19 protein-coding genes are annotated in these 21399 nt (G+C 44.9%); 8 read left to right on the top strand and 11 right to left on the bottom strand.

Annotation, left to right across the window (positions count from 1 at the left end; all coding sequences use genetic code 11):
- Positions 1 to 75: 75 nt before the first annotated feature.
- Both JMX70_RS03445 and JMX70_RS03440 read right to left on the bottom strand, forming a co-directional pair.
- Complete coding sequence (locus JMX70_RS03445) at positions 76 to 639, bottom strand: NUDIX hydrolase (protein ID WP_144297815.1); 564 nt, start codon at positions 637 to 639, stop codon at positions 76 to 78.
- A 352-nt stretch (positions 640 to 991) separates the two neighbouring features.
- Entirely contained in the window at positions 992 to 1507 is a 516-nt protein-coding gene (locus JMX70_RS03440) for an HPP family protein (RefSeq protein ID WP_227514902.1), read from the bottom strand.
- 122 nt (positions 1508 to 1629) lie between these two features.
- Here JMX70_RS03440 and JMX70_RS03435 point away from each other — a divergent pair, with 122 nt between their 5' ends.
- Positions 1630 to 2367 (top strand): NUDIX hydrolase, encoded by a 738-nt coding sequence (locus JMX70_RS03435; protein WP_191690288.1) that lies wholly within the window; start codon positions 1630 to 1632, stop codon positions 2365 to 2367.
- A gap of 257 nt (positions 2368 to 2624) precedes the next feature.
- Here the strand turns inward: JMX70_RS03435 and JMX70_RS03430 are convergent, their stop codons facing one another.
- Together JMX70_RS03430 and nhaA are read right to left on the bottom strand one after the other, a co-directional pair.
- Positions 2625 to 4031 (bottom strand): oxygenase MpaB family protein, encoded by a 1407-nt coding sequence (locus JMX70_RS03430; protein WP_201589521.1) that lies wholly within the window; start codon positions 4029 to 4031, stop codon positions 2625 to 2627.
- A gap of 103 nt (positions 4032 to 4134) precedes the next feature.
- Positions 4135 to 5337 carry a Na+/H+ antiporter NhaA gene (nhaA, locus tag JMX70_RS03425; protein WP_201589519.1) on the bottom strand — a complete coding sequence of 401 codons (1203 nt, stop codon included), beginning with the start codon at positions 5335 to 5337 and terminating at the stop codon, positions 4135 to 4137.
- A 498-nt stretch (positions 5338 to 5835) separates the two neighbouring features.
- Here nhaA and JMX70_RS03420 point away from each other — a divergent pair, with 498 nt between their 5' ends.
- Positions 5836 to 6591, top strand: a complete 756-nt coding sequence (locus tag JMX70_RS03420; protein WP_201589517.1) for a TSUP family transporter — start codon at positions 5836 to 5838, stop codon at positions 6589 to 6591.
- A 206-nt stretch (positions 6592 to 6797) separates the two neighbouring features.
- On the opposite strand, the gene JMX70_RS03415 is transcribed toward JMX70_RS03420, so the two are convergent.
- The 3 genes from JMX70_RS03415 to radC all read right to left on the bottom strand — a co-directional run bounded on the left by JMX70_RS03415 (position 6798) and on the right by radC (position 12486).
- Positions 6798 to 8171 (bottom strand): dicarboxylate/amino acid:cation symporter, encoded by a 1374-nt coding sequence (locus tag JMX70_RS03415; RefSeq protein ID WP_201589515.1) that lies wholly within the window; start codon positions 8169 to 8171, stop codon positions 6798 to 6800.
- Between the two features lie 418 nt (positions 8172 to 8589).
- Positions 8590 to 11499 carry an acyl-CoA dehydrogenase gene (locus JMX70_RS03410; protein WP_201589513.1) on the bottom strand — a complete coding sequence of 970 codons (2910 nt, stop codon included), beginning with the start codon at positions 11497 to 11499 and terminating at the stop codon, positions 8590 to 8592.
- Positions 11500 to 11802: 303 nt separating this feature from the next.
- Positions 11803 to 12486, bottom strand: a complete 684-nt coding sequence (gene radC / locus JMX70_RS03405) for a RadC family protein (protein WP_201589511.1) — start codon at positions 12484 to 12486, stop codon at positions 11803 to 11805.
- A 128-nt stretch (positions 12487 to 12614) separates the two neighbouring features.
- On the opposite strand from radC, the gene coaBC reads away from it, so the two are divergent.
- Entirely contained in the window at positions 12615 to 13988 is a 1374-nt protein-coding gene (gene coaBC, locus JMX70_RS03400) for a bifunctional phosphopantothenoylcysteine decarboxylase/phosphopantothenate--cysteine ligase CoaBC (RefSeq protein WP_201589508.1), read from the top strand.
- 106 nt (positions 13989 to 14094) lie between these two features.
- Positions 14095 to 14877 carry a sulfite exporter TauE/SafE family protein gene (locus JMX70_RS03395; RefSeq protein WP_144297833.1) on the top strand — a complete coding sequence of 261 codons (783 nt, stop codon included), beginning with the start codon at positions 14095 to 14097 and terminating at the stop codon, positions 14875 to 14877.
- A gap of 19 nt (positions 14878 to 14896) precedes the next feature.
- Here the strand turns inward: JMX70_RS03395 and JMX70_RS03390 are convergent, their stop codons facing one another.
- The 4 genes from JMX70_RS03390 to JMX70_RS03375 all read right to left on the bottom strand — a co-directional run bounded on the left by JMX70_RS03390 (position 14897) and on the right by JMX70_RS03375 (position 18413).
- On the bottom strand, positions 14897 to 15103 hold the full coding sequence (locus tag JMX70_RS03390; RefSeq protein WP_191690303.1) for a DUF2905 domain-containing protein: 207 nt from the start codon (positions 15101 to 15103) through the stop codon (positions 14897 to 14899).
- A 72-nt stretch (positions 15104 to 15175) separates the two neighbouring features.
- Entirely contained in the window at positions 15176 to 16093 is a 918-nt protein-coding gene (locus tag JMX70_RS03385) for a histone deacetylase family protein (protein ID WP_201589505.1), read from the bottom strand.
- A gap of 131 nt (positions 16094 to 16224) precedes the next feature.
- Entirely contained in the window at positions 16225 to 17235 is a 1011-nt protein-coding gene (locus JMX70_RS03380; protein WP_201589502.1) for a YbjN domain-containing protein, read from the bottom strand.
- Between the two features lie 68 nt (positions 17236 to 17303).
- Positions 17304 to 18413, bottom strand: a complete 1110-nt coding sequence (locus JMX70_RS03375; protein ID WP_227671149.1) for a hypothetical protein — start codon at positions 18411 to 18413, stop codon at positions 17304 to 17306.
- A gap of 77 nt (positions 18414 to 18490) precedes the next feature.
- On the opposite strand from JMX70_RS03375, the gene ccmA reads away from it, so the two are divergent.
- The 4 genes from ccmA (at position 18491) to ccmD (ending at position 21372) form a co-directional block, all read left to right on the top strand.
- The gene (gene ccmA, locus JMX70_RS03370) at positions 18491 to 19120 is read left to right on the top strand and encodes a heme ABC exporter ATP-binding protein CcmA (protein ID WP_191690309.1); all 630 of its coding nucleotides are present in this window, start codon (positions 18491 to 18493) and stop codon (positions 19118 to 19120) included.
- 184 nt (positions 19121 to 19304) lie between these two features.
- Positions 19305 to 19961 (top strand): heme exporter protein CcmB, encoded by a 657-nt coding sequence (locus JMX70_RS03365; RefSeq protein WP_190295544.1) that lies wholly within the window; start codon positions 19305 to 19307, stop codon positions 19959 to 19961.
- Between the two features lie 352 nt (positions 19962 to 20313).
- Positions 20314 to 21102, top strand: a complete 789-nt coding sequence (ccmC, locus tag JMX70_RS03360) for a heme ABC transporter permease CcmC (protein WP_144297829.1) — start codon at positions 20314 to 20316, stop codon at positions 21100 to 21102.
- 48 nt (positions 21103 to 21150) lie between these two features.
- A complete protein-coding gene (gene ccmD, locus JMX70_RS03355) occupies positions 21151 to 21372 on the top strand; it encodes a heme exporter protein CcmD (protein WP_200661775.1) in 222 nt (73 codons plus the stop codon).
- Positions 21373 to 21399 lie beyond the last annotated feature (27 nt).

Raw genomic sequence — 21399 nt, 5'->3', positions numbered from 1 at the left:
AAAAAAACCGCCGCTCTCAGTGTTTGTATTGAAAGAGGCGGTTTTTATTATCGGTAAGTATTTTAAAAAGTTGTATTAATAACGCTTAATCGCTTGGTCTTTGCCAATCAAATCTTGATGAATAGGGAAGTCGTTATGGTCGTCAAACTCCTTGCGGTCGGCAAAGTAGCTTTTTAAGGTACGGCGCACGGCTTCAAAGGCAAGCTTATCCCAAGGGATGTCTTCCTCAGCAAATAACGCGCAGTCCAGACTTTCAGAGCCAATACCGTAAGCGCCGTCTTTTAACTCGGTGATATAAATGCTATAGATTTGCCCGATATCGGGGATATCATATAAGCAATATAAATGCGGGTTGATAACCACTGCTTCCGCCTCTTCAAAGCTTTCACGCGCCGCGCCTTCTGCCATGGTTTCGCCGTTTTCCATAAAGCCTGCAGGCAGCGTCCATAAGCCATATTGCGGCTCAATTGCACGGCGGCATAGCAGCACTCTGTTTTTGTGCACGACCAGTGAGCCACAAATCACTTTTGGATTTTCGTAGTGAATATAATTGCAGTTTGGACATACCAAACGCGGCATATTATCGGTGGCTGGTATTTTGCGTTCTGCTTCATGGCCGCATTGTAGACAATAGCGCATATCAACTGCCTTATATAAGATAAACGAAAGATGGAAAAAAGGTTATCGATGTTGTAAGAATTGTAATTCTTATGTTATGACGTTCGCTTGTCAGCTGGCATCATAGCTATGATGCCTAAGATAACACAAATTTCCATCGCACTGGCCGTGATAATAAAAAGCACACATTTTTGCTAAACTGATGGTAGCTAGGCTTACGTTTATGAAATAAGGCTTTTGAAGCGTCATTGTCAGCGCTGCGATTACGCATCAGTCCAGTCACATAAAGTATATGCAGCCGCTTTTAGATTGCGTTAGTCTAGACTAGACTGATGTTAAATAATAAATAATGGCTGTATATTGAAGGGTGGATTCACCAATAACGCGGATAATGGCGGCCGCGACCGATATTGTTATAAATCAGCGCCACTGCGACCAAGGCAAGCGCACCGATTAGCGTAGGGGTGACTAAAAAATGCCAGTTGACGCCGCCGAGCATGACGATTAGTGGATTAGAGCCTGCGGGTGGATGCGGCACGCGCAGCAATAGCATCAGCGCAATCGCTGTACCGACCGCCAGCGACAAGCTCCACCACTCGATACCAAACAAGGTCAAGAACGATAGACCCGTAAAAGTGGTGATAAGATGACCGCCAACGATGTTTCTAGGCTGAGCAAATGGACTCTCTGGATACGCAAAAATAAGCAAACAGCTGGCACCAAATGAGCCCAAAATCATGGCGACATTTTGCCAGCTGCCCAGTAGCGCCAGTATGGCGGTGGCGAAAGTACCGCCAACCCAAGCAAGGGCAATGATAATTAATGGCAATCTTTGCGGGCAATCATCGGTTTTGCCCTGCATTTTATTTAATGAAAAAATCTTATCCACAAATATTTCCTAAAAACATGTAATCTTAAAGTGCTTACTTGCGTAATCAGCATCTTATTTAATGGTTATTTATGTTGAACGGCATTGATGCTTGATACTGATAAAAACATAGGGCAATAATAATGTTACTCCCCCCGCAGTCTGTCCATTTCGATGAATTTTCCGTCGCTGTGCCAGACTTTATTCGCTATCCCACTATTAGAAAACTTGCGGAACGCGTGCAGCATGAGACCTTAAATGCGGTCACCAATCCTGCGTTATACCATAGCTCTCATACTTCTCTTAGCGAGCGTATTTTAGAGAGTCTGTATCAGACACCGATTGCTGATGCCTCGGTATTGGTTGCCATCACTCATGAGCGCCATCCAAAGCTGCTACTGACGCGCCGCGCTGCGCATATGAACAGTCATGCTGGCGAAGTGTCTTGCGTAGGCGGTAAACATGACGCCGGTGACGGTAATAATGTCATCACCGCCTTGCGTGAAGCCTGCGAAGAGACCGCGCTACCACCCAATAAAGTGCAGCTACTTGGTCAATTACCGATTCAAACCTCTAAAAGTGGCATGAGTGTGCGTCCTATTGTGGCGCTAATTGCGCCAGATTTATTGTTAGTGCCGGAGCTTGATGAAATCTCGCGTATTTTTTGGGCAGATTTTGAAACCTTGCTGACGCAGCCTACCGTTGAGTATGCGATAGAGTATACGATGCAAGATCAGACCGCGACCATCCTCACGCCAAGCTGGCAAGTAGATGGCGAAACAATATGGGGTCTGACAGGACGCGTCATCGCCAGCTTGCTAGAGACGGGCTTTGATCGGCAGCTTGAGTGGTATTACCGCATTCAAGATACGCGTAATTAATACGTCAGTCGCTTGCGGTGATTTATTGAATTGTCTACAGTAAAACCATTTTCTAATCAAACCAAGCGCGTCTTTTGCGGATTTATTATAGTTATTGTAGAGGCGGTTGATAATGGCTTGATATATTCTATTTACTACTAATAATATTCGACTTATGCCCTCTGGTTATGGTTATAGATTTGCATAATATTATTCGTTATTGGTTTTATCTAATACTGAGTGATTATTCTTCTTAGAGTATCTGTAATTAGCACAAGTTATTTATAATAATCGTCGTTTTTCTTTAACCACCAATTCATATTATCTTGGCGTTTAGCACGGAAGGCTTCTAATTTTTCAGCCACACTTTGATTGTGTTGGCGTGCCGTATCGAGCGCAAAGAGAATCGGCACTGACGATAAGACGCCAAAGCGGATTTTTGATTTTGGCAAATCCAGCCCATCGCCGATATCATCGCCGACCAAAGTACGGGTCACGCTAGCATTGACCATCTCAACGAAACGCCCCCGTCGATTGTCTTCGCCCATCAGCTGACGCGGCAAATCATGCAAGGCTTTGGCTAATGGTTGCCCCATTTTAAAATCAAGCTGCTGAATTGATAAATAGGTATAAAGCCATTCCCAACAAGCGGCTTCATCCTTCGGTAAGCGCTGTAAATCAACGCCCATCCAATAGCTGGCAAGATTCCAGAGATGTAAGATACCTTCTGCTTCCTCGCCGCTGATACGGGCGCCAAGCAGCCGTAGCCCACGCATAATCAATAATGAAAACTGCAAATGGGTAGCAATCATATCGGTTTGATTGATAGGAATACCCCAATAGTCGGTGTTCCAGCTGCCATCTACATTGTGGTGTTGGTCGGCATCGGGTATGACACCTTTAGCGGCATTACCTTTACCTTTGAGCAAGTTTTGCCGCACCGTCGTGTGAATTTGCCGCACCTTGATAGACTGCCGCCAGCCTTCTGAGCCAATTGCCAATACCTGCTCAATCGGTTGACGGTTATTATAAGAGCTAGAATTTAGTTGTGGGTGTTCAGAGACGGCTAAGATGTAAGCATAAGTACGCATCAAACGCGGTAGGGCATCGTGCATTAAGGCGCCCGTTTGAATGAGCGGTAGGGAGAGGGCAGGGATACTATAGCCGGCCATTAGCGCGACATTACGCAACAGCCAAATGAGCATCAGCGGATAACGTCGGTAAGCAACTGCGCCGATTTGTGCAAGCTTGGGGTCAAACCAAGCAGGATGGCTGCTAAATTGCTCGGTTAAGGTATTAAATGCAGGGTTGCTTAGAAAGGTAGCATCGAAGCTGCTGCCATTGCTATCGCTACTATTACTATCGCCACCATTACTATCGCTTAAGATAAATTGCTGTAAAGGCTTGGTAAAACGAATACCGTCAGCGGCCAACGCATCGGCTAGTGGATCGCCAATATCGTAGCCGGCAACCATTTCCTGCAATAACTCTTGCGAGATAACAAAGTCTTTTGGCAATAAATAACGCTTAATGCGCTTTAAGACTTGTAGGTCGCTATGGTCGTCAATCGCCGTCGTGCGTCCATGGCGTTGGTAAGCGTGAATTGCCGGGTTAGGGTCAGCTTTTTGCCGAGCGCTGGCGCTATTGGCTTTGGCATTTTCTTTAGCGATATCGATGGGATCCATATGATTAGCTACTTTATATCGTCTGCTTTTATCCACTCATCTTAAGCGCATTAAGCGACTTATTTAGCGTGATAGCTATAAGTCGCTCACGCTTAATGAGTGCTTAAGAATGATGGGTTAAGTCCACCGAGGTATTGCTGACCTCTTCTTTTAAGGTGGCTTTTAGCATCAAGTAACCTGCGATACCAGACACGATTGAACCCATAATGATACCTAAGCGCTCATCAAATAATGGTGTCGCGCCACCGAAAGCAAGGCCGCCGATAAACAAACTCATGGTAAAGCCAACGCCGCAAAGTAACGCTGCGCCGTAGATTTGCTTAAAGTTCATGCCTTTTGGCATAGTGGAAATACCCAATTTGAAAATTAACCAGCACATGAGCATCACGCCCACTTGTTTACCAATAAACAGTCCGGCAGCAATACCCAATGGCACGGAATGAAATAGCTCTGCAAAGCCTGCGCCCTTGAGCGATATACCTGAGTTGGCAAAGGCAAATAATGGCAGAATCCCGTAAGATACGGTGTTTTGTAAGTCGTGCTCGAGCTCTTCAAGTGGGGAGTGTTCAGGGTCAGTACGGTCAAATAACGGAATGAATAACGCGAGTACCACCCCAGCTAAGGTTGCGTGAATGCCAGATTTGAGCACGGCAATCCACATAATCACCCCGATTAATATGTAAGGGGTAATGCTGGTGACGTTACGGCGATTGAGTAGATATAAGAACGGTAAACACAAAGCGGCGATAGCCAATGAACCAAGTGATAAGTCGCTGGTATAAAATAAAGCGATGATTAAAATAGCACCAATATCATCAAAAATAGCGATGGATACCAAAAAGACTTTGAGTGAGTTTGGTACACGATTGCCAAGTAGGCTTAAAATACCAAGGGCAAAGGCAATGTCGGTCGCCGCCGGAATTGCCCAACCTTTCCAAAACTCAGGCTCATTATAGTTAAAAAGCAAGTAGACAATAGCGGGCATAATCATGCCGCCCAATGCCGCGCCAGCTGGTAAGATAATTTGTTTGACGTTCGAGAGCTCGCCGATGAGTACTTCACGTTTGAGCTCAAGACCGACCAAGAAAAAGAACACTGCCATCAGACCATCGTTGATCCAATGATGGGCGTCTTTTGCAATCGCAAAGCTGCCGATTTGAATGACAACGGGGGCATGAATAAAGGATTCATACCAAGTATTCAGAGGGGTATTGGCAATAATCATTGCCGCCATAGCTGCCAGCGCTAAGACAATGCCGCCTGACGCCTCGAGGTTGAAAAATGCTTTGATTCTTTGTATTGCCATATTATCCTCATTAACTAAATAAAACGTGCTAAATCATTCAAGAACTTCAAGTACCTATTGTTATTTGGTTTGCTTAGTTCAGCTCAGGACTACTCAGCATAGTTAAGCGATAGACCACCATTAATAATGACATAGATAATAGTGACATAGATTGATATAACAAATAGGTGTCTCTAGTTTCTCACAATTTTATTCATATAAACAATTAAATACGTTAACGGTTTTATGCTTCTTCCTTGAAGACTCAACGATTGTCAAAGGATATATCGATAAGACAGTCGATATGACAAATCTAGCAGACTTTGTTAGGTTTTTGGCTTTTTTTACATTTTTATCTTTATAATGAGCGCCGTTAAGCAAATCCTCATATCCAGTTTGGTACTGATGAAAGAGTGGTATCGATTAAAAAAATAGCCGCTATTTTATCAACCAACGTATTCTGAGCCTGATTTTTTCAGGCTTGCTTTTTTTATGTCATAAATTTTCAAGGTCGGTGTCATGGACATATCGCTCTCTATCGAGATTATTTTAATGCTGGCGGCGGTTGCGGCGCTGGCAGGTTTTATCGATGCTATCGCGGGCGGTGGCGGTTTATTGACCATTCCTGCCATGCTGCTTGCCAATATCCCGCCCGTGCTAACCTTGGGCACCAATAAGTTGCAAGCGGCATCAGGTGCGCTCGCGGCGTCTATTACCATGATTAAAAAAGGTGTTATCAAGCCTAAAAGTATCAAATTTGCGATCATCGCCGCTTTTATTGGTTCGGTTATTGGGACGATTGCCGTACAGTTGTCGCCGCCTGATTTGTTAGAAAAACTGATTCCGTTTTTGATTGCGGCGATTGGTATTTATACCTTATTTGCCCCAAGGCTAGGTGAAGTTGAGGCCGCACCACGTATCTCAGAAGGCACGTGGCAAAAAGTAGTAGCGCCTTTGATAGGGTTTTATGATGGTTATATGGGACCGGGTACGGGGATGTTTTTTGCTTTAGGAAATGTGGCGCTGCGTGGTCGCCAAATTATCGAAGCAACGGGCGCAGCAAAAGTGCTCAATTTATCTACCAATATCGGCTCGCTTATTTTCTTTATCTTGGGCGGTAATGTGCTGTGGAAAGTGGGACTGGCAATGATGGTTGGGCAGACGATCGGCGCGTATTTTGGCTCGCATATGGTCGTTAAAGGCGGCAGTAAACTTATTCGTCCGATGATTGTGTTGGTTTGTTTGGCAATGCTAACCAAATATGTGCTTGGTTAACGATAGTTATTTTGAGGTTAAGATAGTCTTTATAAATTGAGAAAGCTTTATTCCAGCAGAATCGTCACAGCCTTAAGTTATTTCGTCTATATATCAATTTCCAAACCTTACTCAAGACAGAAAAAAACCTCAGTCCATTTGGCTGAGGTTTTTATTATGCATTTTTATAAGTGACTAATTGATATTACCCACCAGCCATGCTTGGCCTAACCATGTTTAATATCGTCGTATTCACTGCCCATAATGCCATCGCTAAAGACTTCAGAGAATTCGCGCTCGCTGTTTTCATCGATATGACCATCGAAAACGTCTTTTGTACCCGCATCAGGATCGTTATAAATGGCTAGATCCATCTTACCTTCTGACTTGGCGACGATAGCGGTCACGGCAGCATCGCCACTGACGTTGACGGCGGTACGTAACATATCAAGGATACGGTCGACCCCCAAGATAAGGCCGATACCTTCGATTGGTAAGCCTACTTGTGCAAATACCATCGAAAGCATAATTAAACCAACACCTGGCACGCCTGCCGTACCGACAGAGGCGAGCACGGACATCAGAATAACGACTAGATAGTCGGTCACACCCAAATCAATACCATAAATATTGGCAATAAAAATGGTCGCGGTTCCCTGCATGATGGCGGTGCCATCCATGTTGATGGTCGCACCAAATGGTACCGTGAACGACGCAACAGAGTTATTGACCCCCATGCGTTTGGTAACGGTACGCAAGGTAATCGGAATCGTCGCGTTTGAGCTTGAAGTACTAAACGCAAAAATCTGTACTTCGCGCATTTTTGTTAAAAAGGTTCGCACCGAGAGGCCTGAAGCCAGCTTCAGAACAATCATCATGGTCACAAAGAAATGGAAGGCAAGCGAGCCAATCAATACTGCAACATAACCAAGCAGCGACCAAATAAGGTCTAAGCCAAGCTCTGACATGGCTTTTGCTAGTAGCGCAAACACACCATAAGGCGCAAGGTTCATGATGATGGTCACCATTTTTAAGATGACTTCGTTAATAAGCTCCAAGCTTTGCACCAAGCCTTTGGCAGGCTTACCAACCATCAAGATACTGATTCCGATTAAGATAGCAAAGAAAATAATCGATAACATATCGCCATTTGCCATCGCGCTGATGGGGTTAGATGGGATAATATTGGAGAATACATCGAGCAGAGGCGGTGCTGACTGCGCTTCAAATGCCGCTTCCGTCTCGATATCCATGCCTTTACCGATGCCAAACAAAACCCCAAGACCAATCGCCGTCGCAATAGCCAGCGCTGTTGTCATCATATAGATAAAAAAGGTCTTGGTGCCGATACGACCAAGCAAGCGAATATCACCGATGCCGCAAACCCCACAAATAAGCGAAATCAGTACCAAGGGCACAACCAGCATTTTTAGCGAGTTAACAAACAGCTTACCGATAATGGCAAATAAGCCATTGGTCACATAGTCACTAACAAAGCTGCCTTCGGTATTTAATCCTGAGTAGTTTATAAATAAACCCAGTATGATACCCAGCACCATGGCAACAATAATCTTGCCCGTTAATCCCATATTCTTCCACATAACTACTGTCCTTGGTTGCCGTAACGCGCAGCCATAAATACGCTACCTAGTATATAAGTATCGTTTTTATGCCTATTTTCGTTACGTCTAAAAGTTTGTTATCTGTCTCTGAAGTCAGATTTTGGGGACAATATAAAAGAATTGTTGGGGTAACTGCAAGAAATATTTATGACTAAAACAGGGTAAGAGAATAAACGCACGGTATTTTAATTTTATTTATCGGCAAAAATTTTTAGATTAAATTGAATGATATAAGCAATTTTTGAGTCAATTTATTGGTAGTAGTCGGGGTATAAACAAAAAAGCAAGACCATTCATATTGAATAATCTCGCTTAAGGGCGAACCGATTATGAGCAAAGGTTGGTCTTAGCGGTTTTATATCGTGACCGTTTAAAACCGCAATGACTTCACACCTTTTTATATCTTGTCATTTTCGTCACGACGTAGACCATCTTGCCATTCAGCATGATTGTCAGATTTTTCTACGCCGTTTTCTATCTCATTCTGTGTTTTGTCAGCATGCGAGTCCGTTTTATGCAGGCTATGGTTATAGCTCATACGCTCGCTCAGATGGGTTTCTGCATCACGGCGCCGCGGATCAAGCGATTCTGCATCAGGATTTGTATCCTTAAAGTCGGCTTGTTCTTGCACTTCTTCGACCGTGTCTTGCTCACTGACCATTTTGACATCACCATCGCTTTCATAGCCGTGGTCAGGGTTGTCATCGCCCGTTGATTCTTGCTTATCGGCTATGACCGCATCAGCTGTCTGCGCAGAATCATCTGTCGCAACGCCGTTACTTGCTTGTGCTTGGTTTTTTAACTGCGCGTAATCGGTGAGTTTATGTACCGCATTATCCAAACTGTGCGGATTATCGCGAGGTTGCGCTGCGGCTAAATGTTTATCAAAGACATCGGTTAATAAGGAATCAAAACGTATGGCATTATAGCGAATCAGCTGCTCCGCCTCTGCTTCGGTAATATCACCATTTTGGCTAGCATAAACCACATGATCTTCAAAAGTCAGACCCTCGAAATGGTCTTTATGCTCCGCCTTTTTAAATTTCTGCCATAAAGGCTCTACTTCGAGCAAGGTTTGATAGGCGTTTTCCATACGCCCCATGACATCATCAGGTTCGGTGTTGTAATACACCATGGTTTTAAGGTAATCGCGGAATGGATTGGCTTCAAAGTCCTCCATAAAGGTATCGCCTAATTTGCGTTTGAGCTCGTCGCTCACTGGGGCAAAGATACGACCGCTTGGGAAAGTGACGAAGCTGACTACGCTTGCCGCCATGCGATTTGGGAAGTTGGCAAACAAAGATAAAAAGGCTTCTTGAATGGTGTAAAGGCTATTTTTTAGCGCCACTTCTGCATGTAAGCGCTCCGCTTCTGATTTAGAACCGTATTCGTAAAATTGCAAAATCGCTGTACAGATAAATAGATGCGAATGGATATCAGCTAAGCGCCCAGAGAGCATCTCTTTACGTTTTAAATCACCCGCGAGTAAGCCTAATGCCATATCAGCGGTTAGGGCAAATCCTGCGCTCAAACGATTGATGTCTTTATAATAAGGGCGGGTAAAGCTATCGGCAAAGTTTGGCGCATGACTGCTACCACCGACATAACCGGCGACAAAGGCTTTGGCGCCGCGATTAAAGGTATAGCCCAAATGTTTAAAGAATAAATTATCAAACTCTTTAAGCGCGCCTTCTTTATCGTCACTTTGCAGCAGTTGCAGCTCATCAAATAGGTAAGGGTGGCAACGCATCGCCCCTTGACCAAAAATCATTAACGAGCGCGTCAAGATATTAGCCCCTTCAACGGTAATAGAAACAGGGATGGCTTGATAAGGAATCGCTAAAAAGTTACGCGGGCCCATTTGTACGGCGCGACCACCGACGACATCCATGCCGTCGTTAATGACGTCACGCATGGTTTCAGTCGCATAGTATTTTGCCATTGCCGTCATGACTGATGGCGTGCCACCTTGGTTTAGTCCACAGGTGACTAAATGACGAAACGCTTCAAGCATGTAAGTGTTACTTGCCATGCTGCTGGTCACGTCTTGAATGCCTTCAAATTTACCAATCGAAATTTTGAATTGCTCACGTACTTTTGCAAACGACCCAACGGACAAATAGGCAACTTCACTGGCCGACGTTGACAGCGCTGGCAAGGAGATGCCGCGACCGACGCCCAAGCATTCCATCAGCATCCGCCAGCCGCGACCAGCATTTTCGACGCCGCCGATAATATAATCGAGCGGAATAAAGACGTCAGTGCCATCGACCGTCCCATTCATAAACGGCGAGCCAACTGGATTGTGCCGCGGGCCGGTAATCACGCCTTCGTGACTGGCAGGCACCAGCGCACAGGTAATACCGTAATCGGTCTTTTTAGGGTCGCCAAGCAGACCTTCGGGGTCATACATTTTAAAGGCTAAGCCAACGACGGTAGCAATAGGTGCTAAGGTAATCCAACGCTTAGAAAAATTCATGCGCAGACCAAGCACTTGCTCGCCTTTATGCATGCCATAGCAAACCACGCCCGTATCAGGAATTGCGCCAGCGTCAGAACCCGCCTCAGGGCCGGTCAAACCAAAACAGGGGATTTCATCACCTTTGGCAAGGCCCGGTAGCCAGCGTTGCTTTTGTGCATCGGTACCATAATGCATCAAAAGCTCACCAGGGCCAAGTGAGTTTGGCACCATGCAAGTAACGGCAGCGGTTGGTGAGCGCGAGGCGATTTTACTCATCACGCGGCTTTGCGCATACGAGCTAAATTCCAGTCCGCCGTATTCTTTTGGAATGATTAAGCCCAAAAAGCCATTGTCTTTGATAAAGCGCCACGCTTCTGGAGACAACTCTTTATCTTCGTGGTGGATTTTCCACTCATCAAGCATCGCGCACAGCACTTCGACTTCATTATCAATAAAGCTTTGTTCTTCTTCTGACAATTCAGGATACGGGTATTTAGCAAAGGTATCCCAATTTGGCGCGCCCATAAACAGCTCTTTTTCCCACCAACTGGTACCAGCATCGAGCGCTTCACGTTCGGTATCACTCATGCTTGGCATGGCGCCGCCCAAAGCTTTATAAACGGGCTTGGTAATCAATGACTGACGCAGCGGAGTGAGCAGCAGCACCAAGCACAGTAATGCAATCGGTATGCCTAAGATGAGCGACCATGGACTGATAAAGGCGGTGACGAGGACGGTAACAAGGGCGACGATACTACCGGTGACACGCGATAAGGATAATAAAAAGATGGCCAAGACCATGGCTAACTGAATGAGGATTGCCAAAATAAAAAAGCCAATGGCCATGACTGTCTCCTTGCTAACGCCGCATACACCAGCGTAAAATTTAAGTGAATAAAAAAATGCAATAATGTGACTTATTATTTTAATTTTTCATTATAGCTGGGCTTAGAACAAGCTCATTTATGCTACAAATTGAATATCTGTGTTGGACTTTATTTAAAACTTAAGCTTGTTGATATCTACTATATAAAAGCTCACAGAGCAAAAATAAAGTAAGCTACCAATATGAAACAGTTGTTTATAACTATCAAGAGCCAAAATGCTACGCTATGTCGATAATATGTATCAAGCGTCAGACAGAAGTCGCTAGTCAAAGGGGGCTAGGCTTTTCTCAGCATACGAGAGCGTTTCATTGCGCCCGACGATGATATGGTCAACCAATGATAAATCTATTAAGTCGCAGGCTTTTTTTAGCTCATAAGTGAGTAGGTTATCGGCTGTTGAGGGGGTAGCGTCAGTATGAGGATGATTATGAGCAACGATAAGCTGACTGGCAGCGTGGCTCAACGCATGGCGTAACACATGTTTGATGCAAACCGAACAAGAGGAAATCCCGCCAGTAAATAGTATCTCAAAATTGATGAGGTTTAATGCATTATCCAAACACAGCACGGCGAAAACTTCACGAGACTCACCGCGCAGTTGGGTGCTGATATAGTCTTTGACCATTTGCGAGCGCCCAAGTGCATGACCAGTTTTAAGCTGACTGTCCAAATAGCGCGTACCCATCTCAAGCGATGCTAGAATCTGCGCGTACTTAGCGGGACCGATACCGTGACAAGCAAGCACCGTCTCTTTTGGGGCAGCCAACAGCTCAGCTAGGCTGCCAAACTGCTCTATCAAGTGACGGGCAAGCTCAATGGCCGATTGCGACTGGGTGCCTGTGCGCAAAAATATCGCTAATATCTCGGCATCAGATAAGTGAGCGGCGCCAAATTTCAGCAGTTTTTCCCGCGGTCTATCATCTTCGTGCCAGTCTTTAATTGCCATTGTTACTCCTTAATAAAGGATGGATGCCAGATAACTGAGATAAATCTACAAAACTTCCCCTAACTTATCGCATAATTGTTACTATAAGCGCAATTTTTATCTTTCATTTTTTTATTGATGCCATGCTTATGTCAAATATTGTGCTTGCTATCACTGGCGGTATCGCCGCTTATAAATCTGCTATGTTTGCCCGTCTACTTATTAAGGCGGGCTTTAATGTGCGCGTCATTATGACCACAGGCGCGCAAGCCTTTATCACGCCGCTGACCTTGCAGGCTTTGACGGGTAATGAGGTGCATATTTCATTACTTGATGAGCAAGCAGAAGCGGGTATGGGTCATATTGAGCTTGCTAAATGGGCAGACTTGATTGTCATTGCGCCTGCTTCTGCCAATACCTTAGCGCGGCTGGCGATGGGTATGGCAGATGATTTATTGACTACGGTCTGCTTGGCAACGACTGCGCCGGTTATCATTGCGCCAGCGATGAATCAGCAAATGTGGGCGCACCCAGCGGTGAATCTCAATGTGCAAACCCTGCGTGATATGAATTATCAAATTATTGCACCAGCCAGCGGCGAGCAGGCATGCGGTGACGTCGGAGCAGGGCGCTTGCCTGAGCCTGAGGATTTATTAGCGGAAGTGCAATTATTTACGGCCATGCAAACCACGCCACAGTTATTGGCAGGTAAACGCGTGGTAATTACCGCAGGGCCGACCGTAGAAGGTATCGATCCGGTGCGCTATTTGTCCAATCACTCTACTGGCAAAATGGGTTTTGCTTTAGCCCGTGCTTGCGTGGCCGCTGGCGCCGACGTGATTTTGATTGCTGGTGGCAAAGTTGCCTTGCCAACACCACTTAATGTCACGCGCATCGATGTGTTATCAGCGCAAGATATGTTGAAAGCCGCACAGCAATGCGTTGATGGCACGCATAGTGCGCTACAGTATTTGCCTGAAGACGCTGATGAGCATCCTCATGAACATAGCCATGACCATTCTCATCATCACGATGACTGTGGTTGCGGTGAAGAGCATCAACATGAACATGCTGAGATTATCACCGATGACAGCGTAAAAGTTGCTGATATCTTTATTGCTACCGCCGCAGTTGCTGATTATCGTACTGAAGAAGCGGCGCCGCAAAAAATCAAAAAAACGCAAGATGCTATGACGCTAAGCTTGGTTAAAAACCCTGATATCCTAGCGACGATTTCACTTGCCCATCCTGAGCTGTTTGTCGTGGGTTTTGCAGCAGAAACGCAAGATGTCGAGCGCTATGCGCGTGGCAAGCTGCTATCTAAAGATTTGGATTTGATCGCTTGTAATGACGTTTCGCGCGCCGATATTGGTTTTGCCAGTGACGATAATGCCATGCAAGTGTTTTTCTCCGAGCGTTATGAACACGATAATGTGATTCTTGAAAAGGCAAGTAAAGATGAGATTGCTGAGCAGTTGGCGACCATTATTGGTGAGACGATTTGGCAACGTCATCAAGCATAATTAATCATAAGAAACGGTCTAGTAATGCTGATTGCGCTGTTGTCAATGTCAGTCGCCGATATCTATCATCACTATCGTTATTAGGTTATAAGTTTCTATGACTCATATGACGAATATGATGGATAGCGATAGTACCCAGACGTTATTGCTACTGGCAATTTTTGCCTTAGCGTCATTGCTGCACGGTATTAGTGGACTGGGTGTGACGTTAGTAACCACCACCGCGCTTGCCAGTATTTATCCGTTACCCCATGCGATTGTCTTGGTAATTTTTCCGTCGTTATTGCTCAATGCCATGACTTGGCTGGCAGGTGGCGGGCGCAGTATTTGGCAAAATTTCATCCATTACGGTAGGCGCTATTGGTTATTGGCATTGACCAGTCTGCTCGGTAGTATGCTTGGTGCCAAGCTACTGCTGTGGGTCGATAGCGCATATATTCTATTGGTATTAGCTGCGGTGATTGGCTTTTATGTCAGCAGTAACTTGCTCGGTAAGCAAATCCGTCTGCCCAATACCAAGCCTGTGTTGATTATCGTCGGGTTTAGCGCTGGTATTATTGGCGGTGCGACCAATGCCATGTCCACCATACTCATGATGTATTTATTGTCCGCCAGTAACGATAAAAACACCATCGCCAAAGTCGGCAACATGTGCTATTTCTTGGGTAAAATTGCCCAAATCATTGTCCTGCGTGAACCTATCATGGCGCTAAGTGCTAATGAGTGGCAGCTGATTGCGTTACTGAGTATATTATCTATCGCTGCGTTGTTGGTTGGGATTCGCTTGCGTCGCTATTTACCGCAAGCCCGCTTTCGTCAGCTTATCTTATTGATTCTTACTGTTCTCGGTATTCGAGTTGGTTGGCAAGGCATAACAGCGTTGCTATAAACTTAACGCTTAAACAAGTTTAGCGATTAAATAAATTTAACAAGATGGTGGCGACGACACTGATGATTATCATAGTGACCACTGGAAAGTAAACTCGAGTATTGCCTGAGGTGTGTTTGATATCGCCTGGCATATTGCCTATCCATGAAAAGGCATTTGGAAACAGCAGCCAAATAACGCCGATAATAACCAGCAAGACTCCTACACCAATCAATATTTTTGCCATTTATAACCTCACTACCTTTACTACTTTTGTCGCGTTACTTTTCTTATCTTTCCTTGCGCTGAACGCTACCCACTACTCAATCAATTCTGCAAAAAACAGCTGCTGCGCCAAACGAAACGTATTACAGTGCGCCTCAACTACGTCTTCAATATCTTCTGAATAGCCGCCGCCCATGACGATAGCAACGGGAATATTGGCCGCTTTAGCTTGTTGTAGGACAAAAGCATCACGCGCCTTACAACCCTCTAGCGTCAGGCTAAGTTTGCCCAATTTATCGGTTGCCAATACATCGACCGCAGATTGATAGAACATCATATCCGGTGCAAACTCATGGATTAAGCGTGGCAGCGTATCCTCTAATATCTGTAAATACTCTGTATCAGCCGTATCATTATCCAGCTCAATATCTAAGTCTGATACTTGTTTGCGAAAAGGGTAGTTTTTTGCGCCATGCATGCTAAAAACAAAAACGCGCGGCTCATCCGCCATGATACTGGCGTTGCCATTACCTTGATGCACGTCCAAATCCACGATTAAAATTCGTTGTGCCTGTCCACGATTTAATAATAAATTGCTGGCGATACAAACATCATTAAAAACGCAAAATCCTTCGCCATGATCGGCAAAGGCATGATGAGTGCCGCCCGCAACATTCATTGCCACGCCATATTGCTGCGCATATAACGCACATTCATAGGTGGCATGGGCAATATAACGACCACGCTCTACCAACTCTGGCGTCATCTCAAAACCAATGGCGCGCGCTTCTTTACGGGGTAAGGTTTGGGTCTTAAGCTGCTGCCAATAATCCGCAGTATGCGTGGTTGAAATTTCCTCTTCGCTTAGACGTTTTGGGGCAAAGAAATTATCGCTAGTGATGGTTCCTTCGGCCAGTAAGCGCTCAGGAATCATGGTATATTTTTGCATGGGGAAGCGGTGTTTTTCGGGTACGGAATAACGAAAAATGTCCGAGTAAGCAATTTTTAGCATAGTATTAACGTATGTCTTTTAAAAAGTAATTTAAGAACAGAAGGTAAAAGAATAGAGAGATTTAAGCGTTTTGAATGTAGGGGGTTGGTGAGTAATTGTAAGAGCGACAAATACTGAGTTTGCGCAATGGATTACTGAACAAATTGCGTGGGTAAGAAAAAGGTGCGCGCATCCTCTTGTCGATATAGCGCCATCAATAGCTCTTGCAACTCTGTAGCAGGATTTTGATTGTTGACCAATTCACTAAATATCTCATAAGTCACCGTGGTCATCGCGATGACGCTTTGTAATAAGTGCTCAATGGTACTTTCATCCATACCGACCGCTTCGACATCGATGGCGTTTTTGTAGCGTATTTCGCCATCATTGATATCCATTTCGAGGTTACCAATCAGCATGTCGTAATTGATTTGGGTAATCAGTAACATCGCAGCACTTTGATGGCTTTCGGGTATTAAGAACGGCAAGATACCATAGACGGCCAATAGGTTGTTATGTTCTTGCACGCGAAACAGATAGCCGCAATCAAGCTTTTTATTACGCATTCTAAAAGACAAATAGTGTGATTGCTGGCTGTCATTATTGTCGCTGTCACTGCTTTTGGGTCGATAATGGTTATAATGCCATTGTTGCTCGTCAAAATACTGCTTAAGATAATTGACAATGGGAGTGTCATTGAGCGCATTTTGCTGCGTCATGCTGTCGATGTCATTATCAAAATCAAAATAAGCGTCAGTATCAGTATCAGTGCTGCTATCTAAGCGACTATCAAGATTGCTACTAAGGCTGCTATAAATAACCTCATCGAAGTGATTATCAACGTGGTTATCAACGCTGTGGTTTGCGCTACAGTTCACATTATGGTTTAAGTCAGGGCTAGAGCCGCTAATATCCGTATCATCGTTTTTATTACCTTTAGCGTCTTTAAGACAGCTTTCTATACCATTATCTTTATTACTATCACCTTCATTTTCTAAAAGATAAGCGTTCTTTTTATCCTGTTTTGTCAGACTTGAATCTGAACTCAAGTCCGAGTCCAAGTCGTTATCAATCTTCGTGTCGTGAATAGTAGCCTGTTCAGTTGCCATACTAAGCAACTGCTTGATTCTTTGCCATAAGCTGAGTTTAGAAGATTGGCTCATAGATAATAGCTGACTAATAAAGGGTGGATAATAAAAGTTTAGAGAAAACCGTACGCTACAACATCAGATTAATTGCTGCCAAATACCAGTCCTGCTTTGATACTCGGCTGGGCGTAAAACGCTTGCAGCATCTCTGTTATATGCGCCGTAAACCATGAGCTTTCAAGAGCGTCCGTGATGACAGGGAGCAGGGCAGTACTCAATTGCGTTATTGCCTGCTCATCGACGTGTAAACTTACCGCAATAGTGGCCATGCTATCATCCTGATGGTTGCTATACCAAGTATCGACGCTCGCTGCCACAAGGCTGTGCAAATAAGGCGATAGGCGCAGACGGTTATAGCTTTGTTGGATGCTGTTTTCAATATGGGCGATACTGCTATCGTTTGGCTCATCGCGTAGATAAGTTTGGATTTCGCTGATTGGTTTTTCTTTGATGCGTCCCCAACCGCTGACCAATAAGCGCGCAACCTCTTCGTTGGATAAATGCGCTTGAGCATTGGCTTCTGCTCGACGTGTTAAATCTTTAATATTGCGATGCAGGTAGGTCTGCAATTTTTCATCAAGATTGCGATTGGTCGCTTTTTCAAACGAGCTGCGCCCAAGCTTCATCAGTTTGCCAGCAGGGCCCGCTTTATCTAGCGTGGTTTCCATAAAGTCGTTGATAGCGTGATACAGCGTTTGCGTCAATAAATCAGCAAAGGTTTCATTGCCAACCAGCGTATGCACCAAGATATTACGCTGCTCTTCATGACTGCCGACATAGCTGGCTAAAATCTCAACTTGGCTGTCATCGACTAATTCTGATAAAGGTACATTATCATTAACCGGATGATAAATAATAGTATGCAAAATATCACGAATATCGCGTCGTACTACCTCGCTTAGCGGCTGCTTAAGAAACCAACCATTAATAAGGTGTTGTAAATCATCGCTGCTGATATATTTGCTTAATGGCTGCTCGCCAAACCACTGCCAAGCCTGTGTTGTTAACGGCTGGGCTTGCGCATGCAGCCATTGCTGCATAAAGGCAACTTGCGCCTCGATTAAGCTGTCGAGCGTTAGGTTGGTGCTCGTAGCACTTTGAGTGTCTAAATTTTGGCTATCTTTTGAAGTCTGCGTAGGTTTTGAGGTCATAGTAATCGACAATTTGTTATACTGTGGGGTTAAAGTAAGCATAAGGTATTATGCCACGAACGTCAGCGGTGTTTGTGATGAATATTGCCTGCTGCTTAATAAATAAATGAGAGGTTTGGATGACGGCTCTGAATACAGCTTTACTTGCGCTTGATAAGCTAACGGTTCAGCGCGGTGAGATCCCTTTATGTGAAGGCGTGACGCTCAATCTTGCTACGGGCAGCATTTGTCATTTAGTCGGTGCTAATGGTACGGGTAAAACGACGCTACTGATGCAATTGGCTGGATTATTGCCCGTGCTGAGCGGTGAAGTTATTTATCAAGGAGCAATAAGTTTGCCCGAGCAGCCTTTATACGTGTCGCACCAGTTGGGTATTCATCCAAACTTGACGGTCGCCCAAAACCTCACTTTTTTGCTTAATTTATATGGCATTAGCCCAAGTACAGCTGATATCGATGACGCCCTTACGTGGGTAGGGTTACAAGGGTTTGAGACCATCAGCTCAAGCCATTTGTCTGCGGGGCAAACACGGCGCATTACCCTTGCACGGCTTTACTTATTAACACCTGAGGTCACGCCTTTATGGCTACTCGATGAGCCATTTACCGCGCTTGACGTCGATATGGTAGCACGCATGGAAGATAGGTTGCGCGAATTTGCTACGGCTGGCGGTGCGATACTAATGACCAGTCACCAAGCCGTCGGCGTTGCCAATCAAGTGCTCGATTTGTCCGATTATATGGTGTAAATGCTATCAATATAACTGCCATGAACATCAATCTAACTGCAACAAGCGTCAATATAAGTGCGACAAGCATGAGTGGAAGAGCCAATAAATGATAGACACAGACAGTGCAGTAAAAACCGTGAATACAAGCTCGAATGCTAACACTTCAAATGCTAATACAGCTGCTGCACGCGGTATCAGTTTTATGCAGCTTTGGCGCCGCGAATGGCAGGTGAAGCAGCAAGGCGCGGTGCAGTGGTTATATCCTCTGGTATTGTTTTTAGTGATTATCACCTTGTTTCCGTTAGCGGTTGGCAGCGAACCTGCTTTACTGCTGCGCCTTGGGGTGTCCGCAGTTTGGATTGCCGCTCTATTGTCATTGGTAATGGGTGTCGATGGTTTATTTAAGCCTGCCTTTGATAATGGTACGCTGGCACAATTGGTCGTCGCTAAAGCATCGCTGCCATTATGGGTGCTGATTCGTTTGGTTATTCACTGGATTTTTAGTAGCGGTATTGTGGCGGCATTAAGTTTGCTTGCTGTGCCTTTATTTCAGCTTAGCTGGTTTGAGGCATGGATATTGATGGCATCTATTATCACTGGCAGTCCAATGTTATTAATGCTTTCAGCGGTTGCCAGTAGTTTGACGTTATCACTAAAAAACGGTGCGGTGCTGGTGCCTTTAATTGCCTTACCGATGCAGTTGCCGGTATTGATTTTTGCTACTGGTGCGGTTGATTTATTTGCCACAGGTCTCAACGGCTTGCCGATTTTAGCGTTATTATTAGCAGGTAGCATCATTTCGGTACTGGTGATGCCATGGGTGATTGCCCTGACCTTAAAAATGGCATGGTTAAATTAACAATCAATGCTGGCATGTTATATTCAGGTCAATATTAAAAAGAGGCAGCGGGGCTGGGATAAATTTTTCGTCGCCTCTGTCGGCGTAGGCACAGCAAGCAAGAAAAATTTGCACCAGTCACGCGGCATAGTATTGCCTATCCATTTCATTTAGTATCGACTATATACCTTTTCTGATGAAAGCCCTTTATCTTAACAGCATGATGAAAACTGGCAACTTTGCTATAATAGGCTATTCAACAAATAATCACGTGTAGATTCTATCCAGCGTTTAACGTCAGCAAGTTAGCGGGTAGGCGTATGAATCATGCGTTTTACTCGATAATCACCAGCTGCGCAATAGGTTTATTCCCATGCCCAACCTGAATAATGTCTCATCTCCTAGCCTGTGGCAACGCATTTGGCAGGTCTTTTTGACCACTGTGGGTACCAAGCAGTTTTTCCGTATTTTTGCGCCTTGGGTTAAGTGGCTGGCGATATTAGCTGGCCTCTGCTTGCTCATCGGTAGCGTTTGGGGCTTGGCATTTGCGCCGCCTGATTATCTACAAGGTAATAGCTACCGTATTATCTTTATTCACGTGCCCGCTGCCAGCCTTGCTATCTCGATTTATTTTGCTTTAGCCGTACTCGGCGTGATTTATCTGGTTTGGAAGATTAAGACGGCAAGCCTTGTCGCACAAGCGCTGGCGCCGATGGGGTTTTTGCTTTGTGTGATTAGCTTGCTGACCGGTTCTATTTGGGCAAAGCCCACGTGGGGTACGTACTGGGTTTGGGATGCACGCTTGACGTCTATGCTTATTTTGGCGTTTTTATATGCTGGGGTAATGGCATTATTTGCCGCCTTTGAGCATACCGCCAATCGCGGTAAAGCGGCGGCTATTTTGTCCATCGTTGGCGCAGTGAATTTGCCGATTATCAAATACTCAGTACAGTGGTGGAATACCTTGCACCAAGGTTCAACCTTTACCCTGACGGCGGCACCAAAAATGTCGGCAGATATGTGGCTGCCTTTACTACTGATGATTATTGGTAGTTATTTACTGGTCGCCTCATTGGCCATTTATCGGACCAATACCCTGATTTTATATCGCGACCAAGGCAAAGCATGGGTCAAAGAATACGTTCGTAGCCAAAATAAATAATCCTAAAATACAACCATAAACCAAGCAAATAACGGCTAGGGAAATAAAATGCAGCCTTACTTTTATAGCGTCTCTGAGTTTATTGCCATGGGTGAGCATGGTGTGTTTGTCTGGTCATGCTGGGCAATTACGGTCGGCGTGATGCTGATTTTTATTATTTATAGTCGCCGTCAACGCCAAGCGCTTATCAAGCAGCTATCCATTCAGCAAGCGCGTCAAGCACAGCGCGCTGCCAAGACCCCTAATCCTAAAACCAAACAACCATCCTAAACAATTCTCCTTAAAAAATTCTTTTTA

Origin of the sequence: Psychrobacter pulmonis (genome assembly GCF_904846465.1) — a bacterium.
Lineage (GTDB): Bacteria > Pseudomonadota > Gammaproteobacteria > Pseudomonadales > Moraxellaceae > Psychrobacter > Psychrobacter faecalis.
Note: the sequence above shows the minus strand (reverse complement) of the source record. Positions and strands in the feature narration are given on the sequence as shown.